The sequence below is a fragment of the Novosphingobium sp. KA1 genome, assembly GCF_017309955.1.
Lineage (GTDB): Bacteria > Pseudomonadota > Alphaproteobacteria > Sphingomonadales > Sphingomonadaceae > Novosphingobium.
This window is the reverse complement of record NZ_CP021247.1, coordinates 2,569,949-2,595,362: the sequence shown is the minus strand read 5'-3', so window position 1 is coordinate 2,595,362 and position 25,414 is coordinate 2,569,949. Positions and strand designations below refer to the sequence as shown.

24 protein-coding genes and 1 other RNA gene are annotated in these 25,414 nt (G+C 63.2%); 8 read left to right on the top strand and 17 right to left on the bottom strand.

Annotation, left to right across the window (positions count from 1 at the left end):
• Window position 1 precedes the first annotated feature (1 nt).
• From CA833_RS12475 to CA833_RS12455, 5 genes are all read right to left on the bottom strand, one after another.
• Window positions 2–1,645 (bottom strand): ATP-binding protein, encoded by a 1,644-nt coding sequence (locus CA833_RS12475; protein ID WP_142637786.1) that lies wholly within the window; start codon window positions 1,643–1,645, stop codon window positions 2–4.
• Window positions 1,646–1,864: 219 nt separating this feature from the next.
• Complete coding sequence (locus CA833_RS12470) at window positions 1,865–2,629, bottom strand: TIGR02186 family protein (protein ID WP_142634865.1); 765 nt, start codon at window positions 2,627–2,629, stop codon at window positions 1,865–1,867.
• On the bottom strand, window positions 2,626–3,540 hold the full coding sequence (locus CA833_RS12465; protein ID WP_142634867.1) for a sulfite exporter TauE/SafE family protein: 915 nt from the start codon (window positions 3,538–3,540) through the stop codon (window positions 2,626–2,628). Before CA833_RS12465 ends, CA833_RS12470 begins: the two co-directional genes overlap by 4 nt.
• A 47-nt stretch (window positions 3,541–3,587) precedes the next feature.
• Window positions 3,588–4,844: a hypothetical protein gene (locus CA833_RS12460; RefSeq protein WP_207078200.1), complete on the bottom strand. Its 1,257-nt coding sequence runs from the start codon at window positions 4,842–4,844 to the stop codon at window positions 3,588–3,590.
• Window positions 4,844–6,307 carry a glycosyl transferase family protein gene (locus CA833_RS12455; protein WP_207078199.1) on the bottom strand — a complete coding sequence of 488 codons (1,464 nt, stop codon included), beginning with the start codon at window positions 6,305–6,307 and terminating at the stop codon, window positions 4,844–4,846. Before CA833_RS12455 ends, CA833_RS12460 begins: the two co-directional genes overlap by 1 nt.
• Before the next feature lie 144 nt (window positions 6,308–6,451).
• Here CA833_RS12455 and nhaA point away from each other — a divergent pair, with 144 nt between their 5' ends.
• A complete protein-coding gene (gene nhaA, locus CA833_RS12450) occupies window positions 6,452–7,663 on the top strand; it encodes a Na+/H+ antiporter NhaA (protein WP_207080078.1) in 1,212 nt (403 codons plus the stop codon).
• Window positions 7,664–7,688: 25 nt separating this feature from the next.
• Here the strand turns inward: nhaA and CA833_RS12445 are convergent, their stop codons facing one another.
• Both CA833_RS12445 and CA833_RS12440 read right to left on the bottom strand, forming a co-directional pair.
• Window positions 7,689–8,117, bottom strand: coding sequence for a VOC family protein (locus CA833_RS12445; protein ID WP_207078198.1), 429 nt, complete (start codon window positions 8,115–8,117; stop codon window positions 7,689–7,691).
• A 199-nt stretch (window positions 8,118–8,316) separates the two neighbouring features.
• Window positions 8,317–9,081, bottom strand: a complete 765-nt coding sequence (locus CA833_RS12440) for a TorF family putative porin (RefSeq protein WP_142634873.1) — start codon at window positions 9,079–9,081, stop codon at window positions 8,317–8,319.
• A 235-nt stretch (window positions 9,082–9,316) separates the two neighbouring features.
• Here CA833_RS12440 and CA833_RS12435 point away from each other — a divergent pair, with 235 nt between their 5' ends.
• Window positions 9,317–10,117, top strand: coding sequence for a metallophosphoesterase (locus CA833_RS12435; protein ID WP_207078197.1), 801 nt, complete (start codon window positions 9,317–9,319; stop codon window positions 10,115–10,117).
• Window positions 10,118–10,150: 33 nt separating this feature from the next.
• On the opposite strand, the gene rnpB is transcribed toward CA833_RS12435, so the two are convergent.
• The 4 genes from rnpB to CA833_RS12415 form a co-directional block, all read right to left on the bottom strand.
• Window positions 10,151–10,592, bottom strand: an RNA gene (gene rnpB / locus CA833_RS12430) — RNase P RNA component class A.
• Window positions 10,593–10,601: 9 nt separating this feature from the next.
• Window positions 10,602–11,306, bottom strand: coding sequence for an N-acetylmuramoyl-L-alanine amidase (locus tag CA833_RS12425; protein ID WP_142634877.1), 705 nt, complete (start codon window positions 11,304–11,306; stop codon window positions 10,602–10,604).
• A 15-nt stretch (window positions 11,307–11,321) separates the two neighbouring features.
• A complete protein-coding gene (locus CA833_RS12420) occupies window positions 11,322–11,978 on the bottom strand; it encodes a histidine phosphotransferase family protein (RefSeq protein WP_142634880.1) in 657 nt (218 codons plus the stop codon).
• Between the two features lie 49 nt (window positions 11,979–12,027).
• The gene (locus CA833_RS12415; RefSeq protein WP_207078196.1) at window positions 12,028–12,489 is read right to left on the bottom strand and encodes a M67 family metallopeptidase; all 462 of its coding nucleotides are present in this window, start codon (window positions 12,487–12,489) and stop codon (window positions 12,028–12,030) included.
• 18 nt (window positions 12,490–12,507) lie between these two features.
• Here CA833_RS12415 and CA833_RS12410 point away from each other — a divergent pair, with 18 nt between their 5' ends.
• Together CA833_RS12410 and rpoH are read left to right on the top strand one after the other, a co-directional pair.
• Window positions 12,508–13,452, top strand: a complete 945-nt coding sequence (locus tag CA833_RS12410; RefSeq protein ID WP_142634884.1) for an RluA family pseudouridine synthase — start codon at window positions 12,508–12,510, stop codon at window positions 13,450–13,452.
• Between the two features lie 89 nt (window positions 13,453–13,541).
• Entirely contained in the window at window positions 13,542–14,453 is a 912-nt protein-coding gene (gene rpoH, locus CA833_RS12405) for an RNA polymerase sigma factor RpoH (RefSeq protein ID WP_142634886.1), read from the top strand.
• Between the two features lie 65 nt (window positions 14,454–14,518).
• Here rpoH and CA833_RS12400 read toward each other — a convergent pair whose 3' ends face one another.
• Both CA833_RS12400 and CA833_RS12395 read right to left on the bottom strand, forming a co-directional pair.
• Window positions 14,519–15,553, bottom strand: a complete 1,035-nt coding sequence (locus tag CA833_RS12400) for a patatin-like phospholipase family protein (RefSeq protein WP_207078195.1) — start codon at window positions 15,551–15,553, stop codon at window positions 14,519–14,521.
• 97 nt (window positions 15,554–15,650) lie between these two features.
• Window positions 15,651–16,400, bottom strand: coding sequence for an SDR family oxidoreductase (locus tag CA833_RS12395; protein ID WP_207078194.1), 750 nt, complete (start codon window positions 16,398–16,400; stop codon window positions 15,651–15,653).
• Window positions 16,401–16,500: 100 nt separating this feature from the next.
• Between CA833_RS12395 and CA833_RS12390 the strand changes: the two genes are divergently transcribed.
• Both CA833_RS12390 and mtgA read left to right on the top strand, forming a co-directional pair.
• Complete coding sequence (locus CA833_RS12390; RefSeq protein ID WP_207078193.1) at window positions 16,501–16,881, top strand: helix-turn-helix domain-containing protein; 381 nt, start codon at window positions 16,501–16,503, stop codon at window positions 16,879–16,881.
• Between the two features lie 80 nt (window positions 16,882–16,961).
• Complete coding sequence (gene mtgA, locus CA833_RS12385; protein ID WP_142637792.1) at window positions 16,962–17,627, top strand: monofunctional biosynthetic peptidoglycan transglycosylase; 666 nt, start codon at window positions 16,962–16,964, stop codon at window positions 17,625–17,627.
• Between the two features lie 7 nt (window positions 17,628–17,634).
• Here mtgA and CA833_RS12380 read toward each other — a convergent pair whose 3' ends face one another.
• Entirely contained in the window at window positions 17,635–18,282 is a 648-nt protein-coding gene (locus CA833_RS12380) for a YitT family protein (RefSeq protein WP_142634894.1), read from the bottom strand.
• A 102-nt stretch (window positions 18,283–18,384) separates the two neighbouring features.
• Window positions 18,385–20,958, bottom strand: a complete 2,574-nt coding sequence (locus CA833_RS12375; RefSeq protein WP_207078192.1) for a TonB-dependent receptor — start codon at window positions 20,956–20,958, stop codon at window positions 18,385–18,387.
• A 374-nt stretch (window positions 20,959–21,332) separates the two neighbouring features.
• Between CA833_RS12375 and CA833_RS12370 the strand changes: the two genes are divergently transcribed.
• Window positions 21,333–22,349, top strand: a complete 1,017-nt coding sequence (locus CA833_RS12370; protein WP_207078191.1) for a cation diffusion facilitator family transporter — start codon at window positions 21,333–21,335, stop codon at window positions 22,347–22,349.
• A 99-nt stretch (window positions 22,350–22,448) separates the two neighbouring features.
• On the top strand, window positions 22,449–23,033 hold the full coding sequence (locus CA833_RS12365) for a nuclear transport factor 2 family protein (protein WP_207078190.1): 585 nt from the start codon (window positions 22,449–22,451) through the stop codon (window positions 23,031–23,033).
• Window positions 23,034–23,170: 137 nt separating this feature from the next.
• On the opposite strand, the gene clpX is transcribed toward CA833_RS12365, so the two are convergent.
• The gene (gene clpX / locus CA833_RS12360; protein ID WP_142634902.1) at window positions 23,171–24,433 is read right to left on the bottom strand and encodes an ATP-dependent Clp protease ATP-binding subunit ClpX; all 1,263 of its coding nucleotides are present in this window, start codon (window positions 24,431–24,433) and stop codon (window positions 23,171–23,173) included.
• Window positions 24,434–24,593: 160 nt separating this feature from the next.
• Entirely contained in the window at window positions 24,594–25,262 is a 669-nt protein-coding gene (clpP, locus tag CA833_RS12355; RefSeq protein WP_142634904.1) for an ATP-dependent Clp endopeptidase proteolytic subunit ClpP, read from the bottom strand.
• Between the last annotated feature and the right edge of the window lie 152 nt (window positions 25,263–25,414).

Here is a 25,414-nt window from a genome sequence, read left to right as displayed (position 1 = left end):
ATCACCTGCCCTGCGCGCGCCACCGCTGGACGATGCGCAGGACCGACTCTTCCTCGCCGCCGGAGCTGTTCCACAGTTCGGTGAACGAAGGGTCGGCCGACGCGGGGCGCTTGTACTCTTCGAGGTCGTCAAACGAGACCCGGATCGGGATCGCCACGCCTTCGCCGCAGATGATGCACTCACGGTTGCGCAGGGCCGGGATCGAATCGAGGAACCCGCGTGCACCTTCCGGCATGGCCGCGCGCACGAAGGCCTGGTCACGATCGTTGTTGAGGCGCATCGAGATGATCGTGCCGCACTGCGAAAGGACACCTTCGGCAAGATCGGACGGTCTCTGGGTGATAAGGCCCAACGAGATCCCGTACTTGCGGCCCTCCTTGGCGATACGCGACAGGATACGGCCCACCGAAGAGCCATCGGCGTTCTTCTCGCTCGGAACATAGCGGTGTGCCTCCTCGCAGACGAGCAGGATGGGCCGGGTCTTTTCCTCCCGCCCCCAGATCGCGTAGTCGAACACCATGCGGCTCAGCACGGCGACGACGGTGCTGGTGATGTCCGATGGCACGCCCGAGACGTCGATGATCGAGATCGGCCGCCCGTTCGAGGGCAGACGGAAGATCTTGGAGATGAACTCCGCCATCGTGTCGCCTACCAGCATGCCGGAGAACATGAACTGGTAGCGCGGATCGCCCTTCATCTCGTCGAGCTTGTTCTTGATCCGCATGTAGGGCGCACTGGAATGGCCCTTGTCGAGCTTGCCCATGTGGTTGTTGAGAATATTGGACAAGTCGGAGAGCAGATAAGGGATCGGCGAATCCACCGTGATCTTGCCAAGCTGCTCGGCCAGCCGGTTCTTGGAGCGCGCCTCCAACAAACACTTGCCCAGGATCTCGCTGTCGAGCTGGCGGTCGTCCCCGCGCGAGGTCAGGAGGATCTCGCAGTGCTCCTCGAAATTCATCAGCCAGTAGGGCATCTGCAGGTTCGAGACGTCGAGGATCACGCCGGTGTTGCGGAACGCGGCTGAATACTCGCCGTGCGGATCGATCATGATGATGTGGCCCTGCGGCGCATGCTCGCAGATGCGGTGCAGGATCAGCGCAGCGCTGGTCGACTTGCCGGTTCCGGTCGATCCCAGCAGCGCGAAGTGCTTGCCAAGCAGGGCATCGACATAAAGACCCGCACGGATGTCCTTGGTGGGATAGACGTTGCCGATCTGGATCGCGCTGCGCCCGTCGCTGGCATAGATCTGGCGCAGGTCTTCGGTGGTCGCCGGATAGACCAGCGCCCCCGGCGAGGGATAGAAGGTCACACCGCGGCGGAAGCCATGGATACGGCCAGTCAGGCGTTCCTCACTGCCCTCGCCAAGGAAGTCCGCCTCGGCAACAATGCCGCCGGGAATCTTGCTGTCGCTTTTCTGATTGCGGATGCTGGCGAGCAGCCAACCATTGCCGACACGGATCTTGACCTGACTGCCGACCTGCCCTGACTGCGCAACCGAAGGGTCGCCATCCTTCATCACTTCGCCCAGCCGGTTAATGTCGAGCGCGATGCGTGTTCCGGCACCGGAGATCTCGAGGATTACCCCGATCGGCTCGCGTCCGGTATCCAGTCGCGGTGCAGGCTGGCGTGGCTGGCCCTGCGTCATATGGGCCTGCGTCGTATGGGCGTGAGCCGGATGCGCCGCGGGCTGCTCGGCCTGCGGCGCACGCGAGGGCGCGAAGCCCTCTGGATGCATCTGGTTCATTATGCCCCCGAAGTAAAACTGACCCCGGCAGAGCTATGACCACGCGGTTAATTTCCGCCTAAAGACAGGCTCATACCAAAGGCCCAGCATTCGATTGAAGCAACTTCGGCAATCGTATCTTCAGCGCATTGCGAAAAGCCGGCCCGCCAGCCACCCCATGCCGACCGATACAAAAACCGCCAGCAAGCCATAGGCAAAGCCATAATCTTCGGCGAAAGTGGCGACGGCGCGTTCCAGGCCGAGCTTGCGCACTTCGACCTGACTGCTGGCCGAGGCGACCACGCGCCCTTTCGATATGGCGAAAGTTTCCGCCGTGTAAGTACCGATGGGAACCCGGGACGGCAGGCCAATCCGGGCCTGGTAGAGCACTTGCTCGCTGACTTTCACCCCGCCCTCTTCCTCGCGGTAAAGGCCGATCCGGCGATTGAGATCGACGAGCCCGTTGGCGAAGCGTGTCTGTTCCTTGGGATCGATCGCGCCGATCGGCGAGAGTTGCAGCCACTTCAGGCCCAATTCGTAGATCGCCGCCGTCTTGTCGTCGACAATGTCCTTGATCGGCCGGGTCGACGCGATGGCATAATAGGAAGGTGCCGAGCGCAGCTCCGTACTGTCGGCGTTGATCCAGATTCCCGCCACTTTCTGCTTTTCACGCAACACGATCGACTGGGTCGGCCCCTTAAGCACCACGACGATGTCGTAGTCCTGCGCCGCGCGGGAGCCCTCCGGTGTCAGGATTGCGCCAAAAAGCAGCAGTTCGGTTCCGGTAAAGCCCTGTTGCAGCGCCACCTCGTGCTGAGAGACTTCGGGGACGAGGATGGGATCGCGGGCAGCACAGAGCACAACCCAGACAAGAACCGCCAGAACCGAGGTGACGGACGCCCTCACAGCGGCGCCACCGTGTAGATTTCGTCCGGTCGATAACCGAGCCCCAGTGCCATCCGCGCCGCCACCAGCAGGACGATCAGCGCGAGGATCAGGCGCAGCTTCACAGGGCTAGCCTTCTGCGCAAACTGCGCGCCCAGTTGCGCGCCCGTAACTGACCCGAGCAGGAGCAGCGAAGCCAGCACGATGTCGACCGCATGGGTCGTCATCGAATGCATCATTGTCGTTGCGATCGTGGTGAACAGGATCTGCCAGAGTGACGTGCCCACCACGACATTGGCACTCATGCCGAGAATGTAAAGCATCGCCGGGACGAGGATGAAGCCACCGCCGATGCCCATCAGCATCGTCAAGATGCCGGTAAAGATGCCAAGAAGCAGCGGTGCCAGCGGCGAAATGTAGAGGCCTGAGCGATAGAAGCGCCAACGCATCGGCAAGCTCGCCACCATGGGATGGTGTCGGCGCTTTTTCGCGGCGATGGGAACGCCGCTACGTTCGGCACGGATCGCCTGGATACTCTCCTTGGCCATCAGTCCGCCAATCGATCCCAGCATCACGACGTACAGAATGTTGATGACCGTGTCGATCTGACCGAGCCGGGCCAGCAGGTTGAACAGCAAGGCCCCGAGCCCGGTGCCGACGATGCCGCCGAACACCATGACCGACCCCATAAGATAGTCCACATTGCCGCGCTTGGCATGTGCGAACACGCCGGAAACGCTGGCTCCGGTCACCTGGCTGGCAGCCGATGCAGCGGCCACCGTCGGCGGAATCCCGTAGAATATCATCAACGGGGTCGTCAAAAAACCGCCACCCACACCAAACATGCCCGACAGGATCCCGGTCAGGGCACCAAGGCCAACGATGATGATGCCGTTGACCGAAAGATTGGCGATGGGAAGATAGACGTCCATGCGAGCACTCTCGCTACCGCAGCGTGAAGGGCGAGAAAAGCGCCGATTCAGAAACCTGCGGAAAGTGTGAGTGCAGGCCCTGACCCAGGCTCTGCATCGCCCGCCAGGCGAAAGCGCCAATCGACACCGACACGGGCGTTGACGCCGCGCCGCAAGGGCAGCGTCACCGTTGCCGACGGGCCTGCATCCAACCGGCTTGCACCCTTCTGGACACCGCCCCAGACTCCGCCGCCGATCCGGCTTTCGACCTGGCCCACCCGCAATATCCCGTGATCAACACGCAGTTGCCCTTCGGCAAAGGGCGTCGCGTACCTGCCGGCGACATAACCGGCCTGGACATATGTCTCGCCCCGCAGCCGCGCAGGCAAGGCGAACGGCGGGATCGTGGTGATCGCCATCGCCGCGGGCTGCACCCTTCGTTGCCCTGCCTGCTCCGTCAATCGTGCCTCCAGCGCCGCAACGACAGGGATGGCAGCCAGCGGCCTTGCCGAAAAGCCGATCGCAGCAGCGGTCTCGCGCTGCACCTGCTCCAGCGTCGCCGTCGTGCGCATGTAGATCTCCGGGCGATGCTGCGCGAGAAGTCCCAGCCGGTAGCGAAGGACGGCACCGGCCTGGCTTGCTCCATATGTCGCCGGCAAGGTCCCGTTCGTCAGTGGCCCCGCCCCCCTGCCGCGCATCAGTGCCCAGGTATCCACCGACCAGCGGCGCGGCTTGCTGACGATTGGAAGTACGCTGCCGCCGGAGCCGATCGACTGCCCTTCCGACGCTGCGAAAGCGGACGCCTCGGACGATGGCATCCCGAATGCCGGAAATCCGGATGGGAAACGCTCATTGTGGAACGCGCCCATCGGGTACTGCGGAAAATCGCGGCCAGGATCTGCGTTGGAATTGCCGTCACGACCGGTCCATGCGGCGACCGGCATTGCCGCGTATTGCGAACCCTGCGCCATTGCCGCCAATCGGCGCCATAATGCCGCATCCGACGGACTGCCCGGCGTGCTGACATAAACGATACGCACCGTGTCCTGTCCGTAGCCCGAGCGCGCCGGCCAACCCTGTGGATAGGCACCCGCCCACTCGCCGCCACGCCACAGACCTTCCTCGCCCAAGCCGCCGACCAGCGTCTGCGGCCCTGCCATCACCACATCGCCAAAACGGTCCGTGCCCGTGACCGCTGCGCGCTCCTGCGCAGGCGCAGCAAGCAAAGGCGCGTCCCATGCAGAAAGCCGACCTCCGATCCATCCGCACAGAATCGCCAGCAAGGCCACCAGAGGTTGGCCGCGAAGCCGTTGCCCGCCCGTCATCACGCAGCCGCCGGAACGCGTGTGCCACGATCTGACAATGCCGTGCCTCCTTGGCCGGAATAGCCATGCACGGGATAGCCTGCCGCCTTTGTTGCCGGATGCAAGTGATGCGCGGTCTTCTCCCAATGAACTGCCGCACCGCGCAGGGTGCGCAGGTAGTTTGCCAAGGCGCGGTAGCCTGCGACAATGGCCACGAGATTGGCCACCGGAATGCGCATGATCGCTCGCGCCCCCTCGACGACCCCATATTCGCGCGCAGTGAAGAGGAACCGCATGACGCAGCGCCAGACCAGGCTGACGAGGCAAACTCCCAGTATCGCTTGCAATACCGGCGATGCCGTCGGAGGCGTGCCCAGACCTCCCACTCTCATCGTCGCCAACAGCAGTTCAACCAGGACGAGCAGGTAGCTTGATGCAAGAACCATCGCCGCCAACGGTCCACGCCGGTCGCGCAGCGCCATCCAGGTATCCGCGACCCCGGCGCTTCGAGTGATGCGGCTCCAGCCGAGCCGGTCCCAGGACTGCAAGGCGATCCCGTGAATCCATCGCGTCTTCTGGCGCACGGAATCCTCCAGACGGCCCGGGAAGTAGGCACGTGTCGCCACCAGTTGCCCTGTAGCATCGCGCGCGCGCACGAAGCGGCCTTTCCCTCCCTCGCGCCAGATCAGCACGCCCAGTTCATAGTCCTCGGTAAGACATTCGGCCGCGAAGGGCCCGCCCTCTCCTTCAGCTCGACGCAAGCGCGCGATTCGGGCCAGCATTTCACGCGAAAAGCCGCATCCCACACCGGCAGAGGGTACCGCAGCGCCCAGCGCATCACGAACCGGCAAGGCCTTGCCATGCGCTTCGGCAAATTCGTCGATGTAATGCCCGCCCACCCAGCGAGAGCTCGCCTGCGGTTCCGGCCGCACGGGCAGCTGGATGAAATCGGCTTCGTCCAGCGCACGGTCGATGACCGCCAGTTCCGCGCTGTGCACCATGTCTTCCGAATCGTGAAGGACAACACTGCGAAAACGAATGCCCGAACGCCGTTCATCCTCGCAAACAGCCTTGTAGAGGCGGTTGAGGCAGTCCGCCTTGGTCGTTGGCCCAAACTCGGAATGGATGATCACCCGCACGCGGGTGTCCTGACCCGCGCCTGCCATCGCGGCAGCCAAAGTGGCCACATCGTTGGCATAGCACCCTACGTACAGGCAGAGTTCCTTGTGCTTCCACGCGGACAGCGCATGGCTCAGTGTGTGTCCGATCACCTGCTCTTCCTGCCAGGCCGCGACGAGCACCGCCGACCGACCGCTCAGCGATACGTTCGAAAGATCGGCAGGCAACCGGGTGCTCCGCGCCTTTCCCCTCAACAGCAAAGTCAGCCAGCACATGTCCATGACCGCTTCGTCGGCCGCGCTGACCAGGAGCCAGAAAGCCGTAAACAGCAGTAATTCGCGCTCGACATGCTGCAGACAGATCATCGCTTGCTGAAACACTCCCACCGCTTCCACCCAAGTCCCCCGATACTTCGTCTGGCTTCGTTCCGAATTCCCATTACCGATTTTCAGCGCCCCGGGATGGCGGCCCCTCTTGCATCCCGGCCGCACCTCCCTGAAAGAAGGCTTATGAGTACGCATCGAAATTTGGCCAATGAATTGGCGCGCCGTTTCACAAAGTTAATGGGCGGCGAAGCGACTTCGGGGATCCTGCTGATAGTGGTCGCCGTCCTGGCGATGGCGGCTGCGAACTCTCCGTTGGCCGATCTTTACCACGACGTCTTTCATCATCGCCTCGCCGGATCTCCCATAGCCCGGCTCGATTCGCTGCACGCGTGGATCAACGATGCGCTGATGGCGATCTTCTTTTTTGTCGTCGGCCTGGAAATCAAGCGGGAGGTTCTCGACGGCGAGCTTTCCAATCCGGCAAGGCGCCGTCTGCCCGTGCTTGCCGCGGCGGCCGGCATGGCAACGCCGGCCATCGTCTATCTGGCGACGGCGGGACTAGCGGAGCCTGCCCAGCGAGGCTGGGCCATACCCGCCGCCACGGACATCGCTTTTGCCGTCGGCGTTCTCGGCCTGCTCGGGCGCCGCGTACCGGCGTCGCTGCGACTGTTCCTGCTGACCGTTGCCATCGTCGACGACCTCGGCGCAGTGGTCGTGATCGCCCTGTTCTATACGGCCCATATCGAACTGGGCTGGGCCATGGCCGCCGTCGCCATCCTGGGCGCGCTTGTCACCTGTGGGCGCATGAGGGTGTCCCGCACGTCCGTGTACATCCTGCTGGGATTGGCACTGTGGTTCTGCGTGCTCAATTCCGGCATTCACGCCACCATTGCCGGAGTCCTTCTGGCCTTCACCATCCCCTTGCGCCCGTTGCGGGGGGATTCGATGCTGCTGAGGCTCGAGCATGCGCTGGTGCCGTGGAACAGTTATGTGATCGTCCCCATCTTCGGCTTCGCCAATGCAGGCGTGGCGCTGGCAGGCATCGGTCTTTCCGGACTGTTCCAGCCCGTCCCGCTCGGCATCGCGCTGGGTTTGTTCCTGGGCAAGCAGGCAGGCATCTTTGCCGCCATCGTGGCATCGGACAAGCTTGGTTTCGCACCGCGTCCGGCGGGAGCGAGCTGGATCCAGCTCTGGGGCATGGCAGTGCTATGCGGGATCGGCTTCACGATGAGCTTGTTCATCGGCGCGCTCGCATTCCCGCAGTATCCGCAGTTGGTAGAGGAGGCAAAGCTGGGCGTGCTCGCCGGTTCGCTGCTCTCCTCCCTGCTGGGCTACGCCATCCTGCGCCTGGCCCCCAGCCCCCGCACTGCAGGAAGACCAGCCGCCGCCGTCTGACGGCGGCCAGCCTTCCCAGCCCTGATTACCAGGTGCCGACGTTCGGCATCGAGACCCAGGGTTCTGCGGGTTCGAGATGCCCGTTCTGGAGAAGTTCGATCGAGATACCGTCCGGGGTGCGCACAAACGCCATATGGCCATCGCGCGGCGGACGGTTGATCGTCACGCCTGCATCGGCGAGCGTCTGGCAGGTCGCATAGATATCTTCCACCTGGAACGCGATGTGGCCGAAATTGCGTCCGCCGGTGTATTCCTCGAACGAACCGTCTTCGGCCGGCCAGTTGTACGTCAGCTCGACCTCGACCTCTTCCCCCGGTGCCGCCAGATAGATCAGCGTGAAACGGCCCTGTTCGCTCGAGAAACGACGGGTCTCCTTGACGCCGAGCAGTTCGAAGAAGGCGATCGTTGCGTCAGGGTCGGTGACGCGGATCATGGTATGGAGAAACTTGGTCACGGGAAGTCCTTTGAAGGGAGATTGGCGCGCCGTTACGGCGTCTGCCCGAAGGTACGATAGACCAGACCCGGCATGACACTCCACCGCGATCTTGCCCGAGGCGCAAGATCCATCACCCGCAAAGGAAAACCCGCCCGGAATAGTCCGAGCGGGTCCTCCTGCGATTGTCTCGCTCGTGTCCCGATTATCGGGATCGCGATCAGAACGATGCGGTCAGCGTGGCGACCACGGTATCATCGGTGTAGCCATCCTGGCTCGGGCCGCTGACGCCGACATAGCTGACCGATGCCGAGAGCGGTCCGAACAGCGTCATCGACGCACCGATCGAATAATCGATGCCGGTCTTGTCGGCATTGCAGTAGTAGCAAGGCGCCAGCGAACCGTCGGCGTAGCCGAGATGGCCGGAAACGGTCAGCGGGGTGTTAGGAATTGCCACATCGACGTTGCCGTAGAGGTAGAGGTTATCGTCCTTCTTGCCCGTGTAGAAGTTGGGCAACGCCTTCTGATCCCAGGCGTAGGTAACGCCGAGCTTAAGCTTGGCCGGGCCGACCTGGCCGCTGACCGAAGCATAGGGCTCGAAGAATTCGGCATGGCCGACATGGCCGTTCGGATAGGCGTAGTAGAGCAGGCCGGCATCAAGCGTGATGCCCGAGCTGACTTCGCCGGTCCAGCCGCCGAAAAGGTCGACCTCGGTGCTGCCATAAGTCGAGCCAAGGTCGATCGAGGAGCCCCAGGTGCTGACATAGAAGCCGCTGGAATGCGAAATGGTAATGCCGCCCTGAATTGCCGGGTCACCGCCCGACTGCGAAACACCGCGGAAACGGTAGTCGGTGGTCAGGGCTGCGCTACCGGTGACGGTGAATTCCTTGGGGGCGTCGGCTTCGTCGGCAAAGGCAGGGGCGGCAGCGAGCGCGGAGCCCGCAAGCAGGGTCGCGGCGATGACGCCGCGGACAGACATGTGCATGTTCATTCCCTCACAAATTCTTTTTGGTGCTTGTTCCCACCTGCGCTTTTGCCGCGTCCTCGTTTCGGGCCAGCGTGCGTCAGCACAATAATGCTGCACCGCACCCAGTATTCAAACAAGGAAAATTTCATAAAGGCAACAATCGAGAAACGAAGTGTGGGTTTTTTGTCACTCGCGATGCACTATGGACCTGCTTGCCGGACGGTAGCCGGCCGGGTATAGGTTCCGCCGGATAATGCTTGCGAAGATCAGAAACCTCGTCGCCCGTCCCGCCAAAAAGCAGAGGACGCCGAAGCTTCCCCCGGGTCAGCGTGTTTACGCGGTCGGCGACATTCATGGTCGCCTCGACTTGTTCGAAAGCCTCATCGAAGCCATCGAACGTGACGATGCCGGCCGAGGGCGTGCGAACAGCGACGTCGTCCTGCTCGGTGACCTCGTCGATCGCGGCCCGGACAGTGCCGGCGTGCTGGGTCGTGCCCGTTCCTGGGCGCAGGAACGCCGCGTCGAGTTCATCAAGGGCAATCACGAGGAAATGATGGTGGCGGGCGCCAGCAAGCTCGACACCTTCCGCAGCTTCCTGAAATTCGGAGGCCGCGAAACGCTGATTTCCTACGGCATCGACCCACAATTCGTGCTGGAAGCGGATGCCGAACAACTGCAGCAGGCTATGCTGGAAGCGGTGCCGCAAGGTGATTTCGATTTTCTGGACGGTTTCGAGAAAATGATTCGCATGGGCGACTATCTGTTTGTCCATGCCGGCATACGCCCGGATACGCCGCTCGACCATCAGTCTGGCCAGGATTGCCGCTGGATCCGCGACCCGTTCCTTTCCCACCCCGGAGATTTCGGCGCGGTGGTGGTGCATGGCCACACGATCACCGAAGAACCGGAAGTGCGCCTCAACCGCATCGGCATCGATACCGGCGCCTATGTCCATGGCACCCTGACTGCGATCGGCCTGGAAGGCGAGGAACGCTGGTTCATCCAGGCGCGCGATGAAGGCCAGGGCGCGATCAACATCCAGATCGCGGCCTGAACGCGGGCTTCCTTTAAGCCTATCTGATCGAATTGCACCGGGGAGCCTGTAAGCCGGGTTCTGTACCTGGCGTGGTCTCCCAATCCGAGGGACCTTACGCCGCGGTGGCAGCCATTCCTCTAGGCAGCGCATTGCTGCGCCGCTCAAGCGACCAACCCGGGCTGCCTGGGTCCGAAACGAACCCGCCGTTCGAGACGGCGCGCAGCCCCTATTCGGTCTTGCTCCGGGTGGGGTTTGCCTTGCCGCTTGCCGTTACCGGAAGCGCGGTGCGCTCTTACCGCACCCTTTCACCCTTACCTGCCTTTCAGGGCGAACCCTGCACGGCGAGGCGGTTTGCTCTCTGTGGCACTTTCCCTAAGCTTCGCCGGGCCTGAAAACCCGACTCGCCCGGCGGGCGTTACCCGCCACCCTTGTTTCGTGGAGCCCGGACTTTCCTCGCGCATCCGAAGATGCCCGCGGCTGCCCGGCTCCCCGGTGCGGGCGGTCACCTAGCACGACCGGTGTCGCGCTCCAACAGCAGTTCGAAGAGAATTCCGCCGATTTCGCCGTCAATCTCGCCGTCGATGAATTCAGGGCGCCAACGCCGCTGAAATGCACGCACCGCCGCTCGGCCATCGGAGATGTCGTAGCCGAAACGCTCAAGCGCAAGATAAAAGGCACCGGGATTGTCGTAGAACAGGTTCATCTTCGCCGCCGGGATTTCGAGCGCCAGCCCCAGTTCGCCCAGGCGCACCCAGTCGAAATACTCGCCAGGATCCTGCTTTCTGGCCGGCGCGACATCCGAATGACCAACGACATTGGCACGCGGAATGTCGTGCCGGTCCATGATATCGGCCAGCAGCGGCAAGAGCGCATCCATCTGCGGCTCGGGAAACGGCCGGTAACCCCATTCATGCCCGGGATTGACCAGTTCGATACCGATCGATGCCGAGTTCACGTCGGTCACGCCGCGCCAGTAGGAACGCCCCGCGTGCCAGGCGCGCTTGTCCTCGGGCACCAGTGAGGTGACGATGCCTTCCTCGTCGATCATGTAATGCGCGGAAACCTCGGCCGCCGGATCGCACATGCGCTCCAGTGCCTCATCGGCGGACTTCATGCCGGTGTAGTGGAGCACCACCATCGACACCGGCAGCTTGCGCTCGTTGCAGTTGGGCGATTCGACGATCCGGTTGACCAGCCAGCGGTTCATCGCCCGAACCCTCCCTCAAACGCCCGGTAGAACCGCGCCGAGCACCAGCGCATCGTCCCCCAGCGCATACTGTAGCCGTCCGCCAAGACTATGCGCCAGTTGCTGGATCATCGCGGCAGGGGCGGTGCGGCTCGACAGGTCCCCTTCGGGCAGCGCCCCCTCAAGCGCGCGGCCGATGTCGCGATCAAAGGCGATACGCGGACCGGCGGCGCGCACGACGATCTCGCTGGTACCGCTGGTAAGCTGATCCGCGCGCAGTTCCGCCGCGATGTCGAGCGTGCCGCCGCGGGGCAGCGCCTCTATCCCGATCAGGGCGAAGTTGAGCAGAGTCTTGATCGCCGGCTTGGGCAGCATGTCGCTGCCGAGCGACCAGTTGACGACAATCCGGGCATTGTTGGCCAGCAGCGCATCGACCAGCGCCCGCGCCTCGCTCACCGGAACCATGTCGCCGAAACCGCCGGCAGCGCCAAAGGCGAGACGGAAGAACTTGAGCTTGTCGGCCGAGATCCGCGCACTCTGGTCGAGAAGTTCGAAGCAGCGCTGGCGCATCTCCGGATCCTTCTCGTCGGACAGCAATTCGAGGCCGTTCGACAGCGCGCCTACCGGGCTCAGCATGTCATGGCACAGGCGCGAACAGAGAAGACTGGCAAGTTCGATCGCACTGGTGCTCATATTCGCGGAAACTTCCATGGTTCAAAGGTGGCCATCAGATAGGTGGCGATCAGATTTCGGCAACCCGCCTGGTCCCGGTGGAAGCCCTGCGCGAGTCAGATACCGACTCCGCGCACTCCTCTCCGACGATTTTGCAGGTCATTGGGGAAAAACCATTCCCGCTATCACGCCAGAAAGCAACACGCCCCTCGCCGATGATCGCCCAAATCCGCAAATCGCCGGTGGAATGTTCGCAGTCCGCGGCGGAAGGCACCGGCTGGCTCGCAGGATGCGAATGAAAATAGCCCAGAACCTGCGGACCACCGACCCGCGCCGAGCGGTGCGCAGCCAGCAGCGCGGCCGGGTCGATCTCGAAATGGCGCGTACGCTGCGCAGCGACGTTGGCTGCCGGAACCGCACGGTCGACGCGCCCCCCCTCCCCCAGCAGCAACCCGCAGCACTCTTCCGGATGGCAGCGCGCGGCTTCCTCCATCAAAGCGGTCACAACTGCCCTTGTCACTTCGACATTCATCCCCAAATCGTACAGACAATGGGGGTCATGGAAAACATCATTGAAGGTACGATCGGGGAGGCCGGAGGCCGCCTCGACAAGGCGCTTGCAGAGGCCAGCGGCCTCTCGCGCGAACGAATCAAGGCATTGATGGGCGAAGGCCGCGTCACGCTGGCGGGCAAACCCGCCGCGCAGGCCTCGCTGAAGGTCGAGCCCGGCACGCCTTTCGCCATCGCCGTGCCGGAGGCCATTCCTGCCGAAGCGGCGCCCCAGGACATTCCCCTGAACGTGGTGTTCGAGGACGCATACCTGATCGTCGTCGACAAGCCGGCCGGTCTTGTTGTCCACCCGGCCGCGGGCAATCTGGACGGTACGCTGGTCAACGCCCTGCTTCACCACTGCCGCGGGCAACTGTCGGGAATCGGCGGCGTTGCGCGCCCTGGCATCGTCCACCGCATCGACAAGGACACCTCGGGCCTGCTGGTCGTCGCCAAGACCGACCGCGCCCACGAAGGCCTCGCCGTCCAGTTCGCCGACCACTCGATCGAGCGGGCCTATCGGGCCGTGGTGGCCGGAAAACCGATTCCTGTTGCCGGGACTGTAACCGGATCGATCGGTCGCTCGAATAGCAACCGCAAGAAGATGGCACTGGTCGAAGAAGGCAGGGGCAAACACGCGGTGACTCATTATCGTACGGTCGAGACGCTCAAGGGCGCCACGCTCGTGGAGTGTCGCCTCGAAACGGGAAGAACGCACCAGGTACGCGTTCACATGTCGTCAATCGGGCACTCGCTATTGGGGGATCCAGTATATGGACGTACACCATCAGCGATTCGCCCGGTCGTTCAACGACTCGGATTTCATCGCCAAGCTCTCCACGCAGCGGAACTTGGCTTCGTCCACCCCGTTACTGGGGAGACAGTCCGATTTTCCAGCCCCTTACCCGACGATATGCGGGCCCTGATCGACGAACTGCGTCAGTGAAATCGGATTAACATGCTATCTTACGTAGGTGGCCCCAAGCTAAGATGCCTGCATAGGGTCTTCGACCGCGGGCCGACCGGAAAGGACGGATGACAGTGAGCACCAAGCAACGCAATCTCCCGGCGGTTCCCACGCTGGGCAGCGAGCAGAGCCTCAACCGCTATCTCTCCGAGATTCGCAAGTTCCCTCTGCTTAAGCCCGAGCAGGAATACATGCTCGCCAAGCGTTTCAAGGAACACGAGGATCCCGAAGCAGCCGCACAGCTGGTAACCAGCCATCTTCGCCTCGTCGCGAAGATCGCGATGGGCTACCGTGGCTATGGCCTGCCCGTTTCCGAACTGATCTCCGAAGGCAACATCGGCCTCATGCAGGGGGTCAAGAAGTTCGAGCCCGATCGGGGCTTCCGCCTCGCCACTTATGCTATGTGGTGGATCAAGGCGTCGATTCAAGAGTTCATCCTGCGCTCGTGGTCGCTCGTGAAGATGGGTACCACCGCGGGCCAGAAGAAGCTGTTCTTCAACTTGCGCCGCATGAAGAAGAACCTCGACGCCTACGAGGACACCGACCTGCATCCGGACGATGTCGCCACCATCGCGACCACGCTTGGCGTGTCGCAGCAGGAAGTGGTGAACATGAACCGGCGCATGATGATGGGCGGCGATGCCTCGCTGAACGTCTCGCTGCGTGACGAAGGCGAAGGCCAGTGGATGGACATCCTTGCGGATGACCGCCCGCTGCAGGACGAAACCGTTGCCGACGCGGAAGAAGCCACCGTTCGCCACGACATGCTGGTGGAAGCGATGGACTCGCTGAATGACCGCGAACGCGACATTCTGACCGAACGCCGCCTGACCGACGACCCGAAGACGCTCGAGGAACTGAGCCAGGTCTATAACGTCAGCCGCGAGCGCGTGCGCCAGATCGAGGTTCGTGCTTTCGAAAAGCTCCAGAAGGCGATGGGGCGCATCGCCCTGGACAAGAAGATGGTTCCGGCACTGTAACTTTCGCCGGAGCGCTGAAAGATCAGCCGGGTCGCTCGCAAGGGCGGCCCGGTTTTCTTTTGTGTTCAGGCCGGCCCGAAGCGCTTCGCGAAATCGACCGTGCTGCGCTTGCCGAGATGCTCGACATTGGCCGCACACCATTGCCTTGCCGCAGCCTCGCCCGCCTCATGCAGCTTGAGCAGCAGATGGCGCACCGGCAGGAGCTTGCTCTGTGCCGGCATGGCCGCCAGCGTGGCTTCATCGTGGATCTCATGGAAACGCAGGCGCTCGACTTGCGCGATCAATCCGTCTTTCGCGCCCGGCTTTGCACGGGCATCCCCGATCGCGGACTGAAGCAGTACAAGCCCCTGCAATTCCTTGCGCATCGACTGGTTGAAGCCGATCTCGGTCAACCGGTCGATGATCGCAGCGGCACTACGCGGGGTACCCGTACGGACCTGCGTATTGACCGTGATCAGCAGCAGGTCGTCGTTCGAACTCTCCTGCACCAGCGGAACCAGCGGCGGATTGGCACTATATCCGCCGTCCCAGTAGTCCTTTGCGTCGATCGTGACGGGCGGAAAATAGAGCGGCAGGCAGGCTGAGGCCAACAGGGCATCGCTCGTCAGATCGCCATTGCGGAACAGGCGCAGAGCGCCGGACCGCGCATTGGTGGCGGAAATGAACAGAGGCGGCGCATTTTCGCTGCGGATCGCGCCGAAATCGACATGGTCATCGATCACCCCGCGCAGGATCTCCTGCATCTCCCGCCCGAGTTCCGGCGAGGCATGGGCCATGCTGACATCGCCGAAGACCGCCGACCACCACGAAGAAATCGCCCGCGAGGTTTGCGGAAAAGCCTCGATCATCGGGATCAAGGGGCCCGCCTCGCGGCCCGAGCGGTTGAGTTCCTTCCAGAAGCTGCGCAGTCGCTCCCGCGCACCCTCCCGCCCTTCGGAAACGAACCCGGAAACCAGCACCGCCGCGTTCATGGCCCCCGCGCTGGCACCGCTGAGGGCACCCGGCATCAACCGTTCATCCTGCAGCAGGCCATCGAGCACGCCCCAGGTGAAAGCCCCATGAGCACCGCCGCCCTGCAAGGCAAGATCGAGACGATGCACGTGCTTATCCCTGGAAAACATCACCATACCGCCAGCGCTATCCGATATTGCAGTGCAGCATGCAGGAATAGCACTGGCGGCCTGCCGGTTCCAGCGATCAGGTGTGGGGCGTGTTGAGCATCGCGAATGTTTCCGCGTAGCGCCCCTCCGCCTCGGCATTGCGCAGGAAACCGAGGCGCTGGACGCCGATCAGCTCCGGTGTCGGCTGCTGCGCGAACAGGTCCATGACTTCGTTGATGAATTCATCGAGCGGCATGTAGCCTTCCCGCGTCGACTGCCCCGGCGTTAGCTCGGTCTGGACGGCGGGCGGCGCCAGTTCGATCACCTCGACCTTGCCGGCCAGCGCAAGCCGCAACGAATCGGACCACGAATGGATCGCCGCCTTGGTCGCCGAATAGACCGCCGCGCTCGCCAGCGGCACGAAGGCAAGCCCCGAACTAACGTTGACGATCGCCGCATCGGCCTGTGCCGACAAGTGCGCCACCAACGCGTCCGTCAGCCGGATCGGACCGAGGAAATTGGTCGTCACGCAGGCCTCCGCCCGCGACAGGTCGCGCGGATTCGCGATATCCTCAAGCGGCATGATCCCGGCATTGTTGACCAGCACGTTAAGCGCCGGGAATCTCGCCAGCACCTCTCCCGCAAAAGCCTGGATTGCCGCGGGATCGCCGACATCAAGCGCCATCGGGTGGATGTTCGCTCGCCCTTTCGCCGTTTCCTCGAGGCTGGCCAGCGTGCGACCAGTGACGATCACGACATTGCCGGCATCATGCCAGCGCTGCGCCAGTTCGCGGCCGATGCCCGAACCGCCGCCGGAAAGAAGGATGGTGTTGCCGCTGGTCTTCATGGGGAACTCCTCTGGGGAAGATTGCGAAGACGCTGTGATCCTTATACTCTCTCCTGGAAAGTAGGCACCTGAAAGTGCTGTACTCACCAGCAGGTAAGAAATGAAAAATACGGCCTCTACAAGCCACTCCGACATTCCCGGCGTGGACGCTCTGGTCAACGAGCTGATCGGCCGGGTGGCCGACAAGTGGACCCTGCTGGTACTCGAAGCGCTGGAGGAGCATGGCGAATCGCGCTTCAGCAAGCTGGCCCGCGCCGTGCCCGGAATCAGCCAGAAGATGCTCACCCAGACCCTGCGCCAGATGGAGCGCGACGGTTTTGTCCACCGCACCGTCCATCCCGTCATCCCGCCACATGTAGACTATCGGCTCACCCCGCTCGGCCATAGCCTGGGCGAGGCATTTTGCGGCGTCTGGCACTGGGCAGAACAGCACCTAGACGACGTAGAGACGGCCAGAACCGCCTTTGACACTCGCGATTGATCGCGTCCCGCCTTTCGCAGTCCGCCCAACCTCGCTAGTCAGGCGCTATCCACTCGGGAACTCGGGGCTCTCTTCCTTTGCTGCGCATTCTTGCCAAGGCCATCATCTGGTTCGTCGCCATCAGCGTGGGGCTGACGGTGCTCTATCGTTTTGTCCCCCCGCCGGTGACGGTGACGATGCTGGTGGACGGCAACGGCATCACCAAGGACTGGCAGCCGCTCAGCCGGATCGACCGCAATATGGTCGCCGCCGCGATCGCCGCCGAGGATGGCAAGTTCTGCACCCATAACGGCTTCGACACCAACGCCATCGAAAAGGCATTCGAACGCAATGCCGCCGGTGGGCGCATTCGCGGCGGGTCGACGATCAGCCAGCAGACCGCCAAGAACGTGTTCCTCTGGCAGGGGGACGGCTGGACGCGTTACGTGCGCAAGGGCTTCGAGGTCTGGTTCACCTTCCTGATCGAGAACCTGTGGGACAAGCGCCGGATCATGGAAGTCTACCTCAACGTCGCGGAGACCGGCATCGGCACGTACGGCGTGGAGGCGGGGGCGCAGCGCTATTACGGCAAGTCGGCCACCAGGCTGACACCGATCGAGGCGGCCCGCATCGCCGCCGCCCTGCCCAGCCCCAAGACCCGCAGCGTCAAGAACCCCACGGGCTTCACGCGCCGCTACGGCAACACCGTCGCCGCGCGGATCGGCACGGTGAAGACGCAGGGTTTCGACGCCTGCGTCTACGACTGACACTCAATCAGTACCCGTTGTAGCGACCCGGCCGATGCCAGACAAAAAGGATGCCGCCGGTCGCCATGACGCCCAGCAGCGACCACAGCACCTGCACCGCGTCCAGCGCGAGCAGCGAAAACAGCAGCACACCGGAATCCAGGATCATCTGCGTGCGCCCGGCATTCCATCCGCGCGTGCGGTAGAGCGACAGCACGATCGCCCCTGACCCGCCGGAGCCCGCCGCGTGGCGGGCCAGCGCCAGTGCGCCCATGCCGATGAAGGTCCCGCCGACGACCGCCGCCACCGGGCGCGCGACATAGCCCAGCACCAGCACCTGCGGCGCCAGCGCGGTCAGCGCAAAGAGGCCCAGCGTCACGATCACTGTCTTGACGAGGAAGGCGCGCCCCATCGGACGCACGGTCATCGCCAGCATCGGCAGCGACAGAACCGCATAGTAGAGCCCGACCGGCACCCCGGTCAGGTAATTGAGCGTCAGCGCGAGACCGGCGACGCCGCCGGTGGCAAGCTGCGCCTTCTGCAGCAGAACGACCCCCATCGACAGCAGGATGGTGCCGACGACCAGCGCATAGCCATCCTCGAACAGGCTATGCGGCGTGCCCTGAGGGACCGCGCCCTCCTCGGGAAATTCAACGGTATCTTCGTGAATGCTCATGGTCCTCGCGGGAAACTAGCTAAAAGTCGGATGCTTACGAAAAAGGGGAGAGAACCGAAGTTCTCTCCCCTTCCCCTGTTCGCGTGACGCGAATTTCTTCGATCAGAAGCCCATCACGAGGGTGCCGCTGAAGGTGCGCGGCGCACCGACATAGGCATAAGGGATCGAGGTCGACGACGTGTTGGAGGTGAAACCGGCAACGTAGAGCTTGTCGAACACGTTGGTCAGGTTCAGCTGCAGGTAGGTGCGGTCGTTCAGACCGAGGAACCCGAGCTTCACCTTCGCATCGAGGTCGACAACGGTGTAGGCCGGGGTCTTGGCACCGTAGACCTGATAAGAGGTCGAAACGCCGTTCAGCGTGTAGCTGGCGGTGATCGGAACGTTCTGGTCATTCACATAACGCGGTCCCGTGCGCTTAGCCTGTGCGCCCAGCTGGACCGGGCCGAGATCGCCTTCGACGCGGCCACCGAACATGAAGGTCGGCGCACCGCCTTCACGCTTGCCGGCGGTCAGGGCGTAGACGGGGTTGCCGCCCGAAGTGCCGGTCTGAACGTTGTCGAGGATCTTCGACTTGAGCAGCGAACCGAATGCGTAGAGCTTCAGTTCGGGGATCGGCGAGTAGCCGACGCTGCCGTCGAGGCCGTACTTGTGAACCTTGCCAAGGTTACGATAGAGCGTGATGTCCAGTTCCGGATCATACGACGATGCAAGGCGGTTGTTGAACCAGGTGTACCAGCCCGAGAGCTGTGCCTGGAACGTACCCGACAGATAACGCACGCCGACGTCGACGTTGTCGGTCGTTTCCGGCTTCGGCAGGGCCTGGTCCGCGCTGTAGCCAAGCGACTGGTAGAGGTTGTCGGTACCCGGTGCCTGCATGCCCTTCGAATAGTTGGCATAGAGGCTGACCTTGTCCACCACCTGGAAGTTCACGCCCGCGGTCGGCAGGATCTTGTGGAACTTGTAGGTACGCTTGATCGGCGCGGTGTAGTTCGGGTTCAGCTCCAGGAACTTCTCCTGCTCGGCCGGATCGGTGAAGCAGTCGATGTAGGAACCGCCCGTTTCGGTAACGCACAGGTTGTTGAGCTTGCGCGTCATCCAGGGCGAACGCAGGCCCATGTTCACCGTCAGGCGGTTATCGAAGAACTCACCGCGATATTCGGCGGAAAGCTGGTTCAGGATCGCGATCGAGCGACGGTTGCGCTTCTGGATCGTGCCACCGTTCGCATCGAGAATTGCGTTGTTCTCGGGGAAGTAGGTGTTGGTGTAACCATCGGTGCCGAGGTAGGTCACTTCGCCGGTCTGGCGGTGGCGACCATAGTCGAGCGAGTAGTTCAGGCGGAACGTGTGGTCCTCGGTCGCATTCCAGATCAGGTTTGCGATGAGCCCGTAGCGCTTGGTGTTGGTTTCGCTCGGCGCATAGAGTTCGACGGTGTCCATCGTGTCACCGTCGCCATTGAGGTCGACGCCGCCGAAGTAGGGGCTGCCACCGATGTAGCCGTACATCGACTGGCCGCTCTTGGTGTAGAAGCCTTCATAGCCCTTGATGGCGCCATTGCCGCCGTTCGCACGCGTCCACTGGTAGCTCGGGTCAAGCGTCAGCACGAGATCATCGGTCAGCGTGAAGCGCGAGTTGACGCGGATCGAGCCCGTGTTCGACGGATTGAAGCTGTAGTCGTAAGCCGTGCCGCACGAATTCGGCGTATCGGCGACATTGGCCACCGGCGTGTCGGTCTGGCAGGGTGCGAATTCATATTCGCGCTCGCCGCGGGTGGTCGGGAAACGGTTGCTCGAGGTCGAACCGACCACGCGGTCGGGCGAGTTCAGCGTCTGGTTCGGCGAAGTGCCGCTGACCGAATAGATGTAAGGGTCGGTACGCAGCGGGACCGAGGAGAAGTTTCCGTTGCGGTTCCAGTTGGCATTGGCTGCAACCGACACGAAGTCACCATTGTCGCCGATGGGCTGGTAGACCTTGGCGTTGATCTGGGTCTTGTCGGTTTCGCTCGAGCGGTGATACGGATTTTCCGCAACGGCCTTGCTCGCCGCGAACATGGCGCGGGTGCCGAACGAGGTGAAGGTGCCGGTGTCCACGACGCCGAACATGCGGAAGAAGCCGTAGTCACCCGCCGAGCCCGAAGCGCTCACGTGGAAATCTTCGGTGGGGTTGCGCATCTTGTAATTGACGGTCGAACCCGAAGCAGCGGCGGTCGGGCTGTCGACGTCGGTGGTGCCGAGGTTGACGTTAACCTGCTCGATCAACTCGGAGTCGATCTGCTGGTTCGAGTACTGAGCGTAGTTGCCGGTGTCGTTAAGCGGAATACCGTCGACCGTCAGCGAGATACGGCTCGAGTCGAAGCCGCGGATGTTCAGCGTACCGCCCGACGAGCCGTAGCCGTCGTTGTTCTGGAAGCTGACACCCGGGACGAGGTTGATGATGTCGGCGATGGCCTGGCCGCCACGCTGGGTGCCGATGATGTCCTGGGTCAGGACCTGCTTCGACTTGGTCGAATCAGGCAGCTGGACACCGGCGACATCGCGCTGGACCTTGCCGGACACGATGATGCTGCCTCCGTCGAATTCCGACGAACCGGTCGACTGCGCGAATGCCGGCATGGCGAGGAACGCTGCACCGACGGCCAGCGTGCTGGTTGCGGTGGAGAGAACGGTTTGAAATTTCATCTTAGCCCCCTGGAGCCTTCAGAGTGAGTTTTACGCAATGATTGCGGAAGGATTTGCCCCGCCACAGGTTTGCTGCGGCTGCTAAGAGCAGTGCAATATGACAAGTCTCTGACAGGCGGGATTCATTTTTGCCGCAGCCGATGCAATTTTTCCGCTTTACGACACCCGAATGGCGCCGCATTTCCAATTTTCCTTGAAAATCAGCCGATTTTTGCAATGTTTTCAAGACAGCGGTGCGGCATAAATGTCACGGGCAGGCACTCGCCCGATGCACCCTGACCTATGTGCGGCGCAGCACACAGCGCCATCGCGGCGCGTGACATGTTACGACATAGCTTGCCGCTCGCGGCCCGCTCATGCCAGACACGCCGACCATGAGCGCCGCACATGCACACCATGGCCACGACCACGGCCATCACCACGATCACCACGGCCATGACCATGGCCACGATCACCACGGCCATGACCATGGCCATGGCCATGGCCACCATCATGGACACCACCACCACTCCCTCCCGGCCAACGTGGGCAGGGCCTTTGCCGTCGCCGTGGCCCTCAACCTCGCATTTGTCATTGCCGAGGCGGCCGCCGGGTATCTGAGCGATTCGATGGCCCTGCTGGCGGACGCCGGGCACAATCTGTCGGACGTGCTCTCGCTGCTGCTGGCCTGGGCCGCCAGCGTCCTGGCCTCGCGCCCGCCAACCGAGCGCTTCACCTACGGCCTCAAGAGCTCCTCGATTCTCGCCGCCATCGCCAATGCCGCCCTGCTGTGGGTGGCGATCGGCGCCATTCTCGTCGAGACGATCCGCCGTTTCGCCGAACCGGCCCCGGTCACCGGCATGACGATGATCGTTGTTGCCGCCATCGGCATCGCGGTGAACGCCCTCTCCGCCCTGCTCTTCGCGAAAGGCAGCAAGGACGACCTCAACTTGCGCGCCGCCTTTGTGCACCTGATGGCGGACGCCGCGGTTTCGGCGGGCGTGGTGATCGCGGGCGTGGTGATCCTGTTCACCGGCTGGACGGTCGTCGATCCAATCGCCTCGCTGGTCATCACCGCGGTGATCGCCTGGTCGAGCTGGAGCCTGCTGCGCGAATCGCTGCGCATGGGCATGATGGCCGTGCCGGAGAGCATCGATATCGCCGCCGTGCGCGCTTTTCTGGAAAGCCGCGCCGGGGTGACGCAAGTGCACGATCTCCACGTCTGGCCGATGAGCACGACGGAGACCGCCCTCACCGCGCATCTCGTCATGCCCGGCGGACAGCCCGGGGACGGCTTCCTGCACACACTCGCCCACGACCTCGAACACCGGTTCAAGATCGGCCACCCCACCATCCAGATCGAGACCGAAAGCAACGCGGCATGCGCACTGGAAAGCGCGGCCGTCGTTTGACGCCACTTCCGCGACAATAAGGTACAATAATCCCGATTGCAGCGCGCCGGGCGGAGGTTAGGAATCGCGTCCATCACTGACTGGATGGACATATCCGCGATGACCCGTCGATACCCCGCCCGCCTGCTGCTTTGCGCCGCGCTCGGCAGCGCCCTGCTGCCCGGCCTCGCCCATGCCGATACCAAGAGCGACCTCGAGGCGCGTTACGCCGCACTCAAGAGCGCCATGGACACGCGCGAGCCGGACGACATCAAGCCGTTCCTCACCCCCGACTTCAAGCGCACCGACCTCGGCGGCAATTCGATGAGCGCCGACCAGATGATCGACCGGCTGGCCAACATCCCGGTCGATCCCAACCGCAAGTCGACCAACACCATCATCTCCGTCACGCTCGAGGGCCAGACCGCCCAGGTCGAGCAGCGCCAGGACGCTTCCGACAGCCGCGAAGGCCGGGACGGCGAGACGCATCTGTTCGCCATGAGCGAGCTGTCGCACGACACCTGGGTCCAGACGGGCACAGGCTGGCTGCTCAAGTCCACCGAGGCCGAGCAGATGACGATCTCGCGCGACGGCCAGGTCGTGCGCACGATGAAGAAGGGCGATCCGATGCCGCCGCGCGGCGCAGGTGGCCCCGGGGGCGGGCCGGGTGGCCGCATGGGTCCGCGCCCCGACGGCAATAATTGAGCCCCGACTTACCGCTCGGGGCGGCGCCGAACGCGCCTGCGCTCAAACGAAAAGGGCCCGCCCGGATGCACCGGACGGGCCCTTTTGATGTCGGCCTTGGCGGCAGCGCTCAGGCTGCGGCTTCAGCCACGCAGCGTTTACGCGGCAGCTTCAGCCTTGTCGCCCTTCAGCACGCGGACCGGTTCCTTGCGGCCGTCCACCACGTCCTTGTCGACGACCACTTCGGCGATGTCGCTTTCGGTCGGCAGGTCGAACATGGTGTCGAGCAGCAGCCCTTCCACGATCGAGCGCAACCCGCGCGCGCCGGTCTTGCGGTCGATGGCCTTCTGGGCGATCGCTTCGAGCGCCTCTTCGGTGAAGGTCAGTTCGACGTCTTCCAGCTCGAACAGCCTGGCGTACTGCTTGACCAGCGCGTTCTTCGGCTCGCGCAGGATCTTGACCAGGGCCTCGATGTCGAGGTCGTTGAGGGTCGCGATCACCGGCAGACGGCCGACGAATTCGGGGATCAGGCCGAACTTGAGCAGATCTTCCGGCTCCGCCTTCTGGAGCAGTTCGCCCACGCGGCGCTTGTCCGGATCGGCAACATGCGCGCCGAAGCCGATCGAACGCTTCTGGAGGCGGTCGGCGATGATCTTCTCAAGACCCGCGAAGGCGCCGCCGCAGATGAACAGGATGTTGGTCGTGTCCACCTGCAGGAATTCCTGCTGCGGGTGCTTGCGGCCGCCCTGCGGCGGAACCGAGGCGGTCGTGCCCTCCATCAGCTTCAGCAGCGCCTGCTGCACGCCCTCGCCCGAAACGTCGCGCGTGATCGACGGGTTCTCGGCCTTGCGGCTGATCTTGTCGATCTCGTCGATGTAGACGATGCCGTGCTGCGCCTTCTCGACGTTGTAGTCGGAAGCCTGGAGCAGCTTGAGGATGATGTTCTCCACGTCCTCGCCCACGTAACCGGCTTCGGTCAGCGTGGTGGCGTCGGCCATGGTGAAGGGCACGTCGAACGTCTTGGCGAGCGTCTGCGCGAGCAGCGTCTTGCCCGAACCGGTGGGACCCACCAGCAGGATGTTCGACTTCGACAGCTCCACATCGCCCTGCTTGCCGCTGTGCTTGAGGCGCTTGTAGTGGTTGTGCACCGCCACCGACAGCACGCGCTTGGCGCGTTCCTGCCCGATCACGTAGTCGTTCAGCGTCTCGCAAATGTCGCGGGGCGACGGCACGCCGCCGTCCTTCTTGCCCGCAATGCCGGCCTTCGTCTCTTCGCGAATGATGTCGTTGCAAAGCTCGACACACTCGTCGCAGATGAAGACCGTGGGGCCCGCGATCAGCTTGCGCACTTCGTGCTGCGACTTGCCGCAGAAGCTGCAGTAGAGGGTGCTTTTCGCGTCAGATCCGCTCAATTTCGTCATTTTCCGTCTTTAGGCCATTTCCAGGCGACTCGTCGAGTCTACCTTGGAGGAGGCCGGTTTTGCAATCCTCGGCCGATATGGGTACCCCGATAACCGTTGCAAAGAACTGAAGGCCGATCCCTGCAGGCACCGGCCTTCGTTCATGCTCAGGCCGCCGTACTCAGGCTTCTGCCGGCTTGTCGGCGTCGGGCCGCGTCTCGAAGACCTTGTCGACGAGGCCGAACGCCAGCGCTTCCTCGGCTTCGAGGAAGGTGTCGCGGTCCATCGCCTTCTCGATCTCGTCGAGCGACTTGCCGGTGTACTTCACGTAGAGCGCATTGAGACGCGTGCGCATGCGCAGGATCTCGCGCGCCTGGATCTCGATGTCCGATGCCATGCCGCGGGCGCCGCCCGAGGGCTGGTGCACCATGATGCGGGCGTTCGGCAGGGCGATGCGCATGCCCGGCTCGCCGGCGGCGAGCAGGAAGCTGCCCATCGAGGCGGCCTGACCGATGCAGACCGTCGACACGCGCGGCTTGATGTACTGCATGGTGTCGTGGATGGCCATGCCGGCCGTCACCACGCCACCCGGCGAGTTGATGTACATCGAGATGTCCTTCGAGGGATTTTCCGACTCGAGGAACAGGAGCTGCGCGACGATCAGCGAGGCCATGTGGTCCTCGACTTCGCCGGTCACGAAAACGATGCGCTCGCGCAGCAGGCGCGAGTAGATGTCGAAGCTGCGCTCACCGCGGCTGGTCTGCTCGACGACCATCGGCACGAGTGCGCCGGTCACGGGGTCGGTTGTGAACTTTCCTTGGGCGCCCGAGGCGCCAAACAGGTCGAGCATGGGAGTCCTCTTCTGGTTTGGACCGCCTATGTCGCGTGCCCCTGCCCGATGTTCAAGGGCTTTAACCCTTCATTCGGTGCAGGACACACAACTATCGGGGGGCAATTGACCGGAACAGCGCAACTTGTGCCGGCTGCGGGCAATGCGGTGCG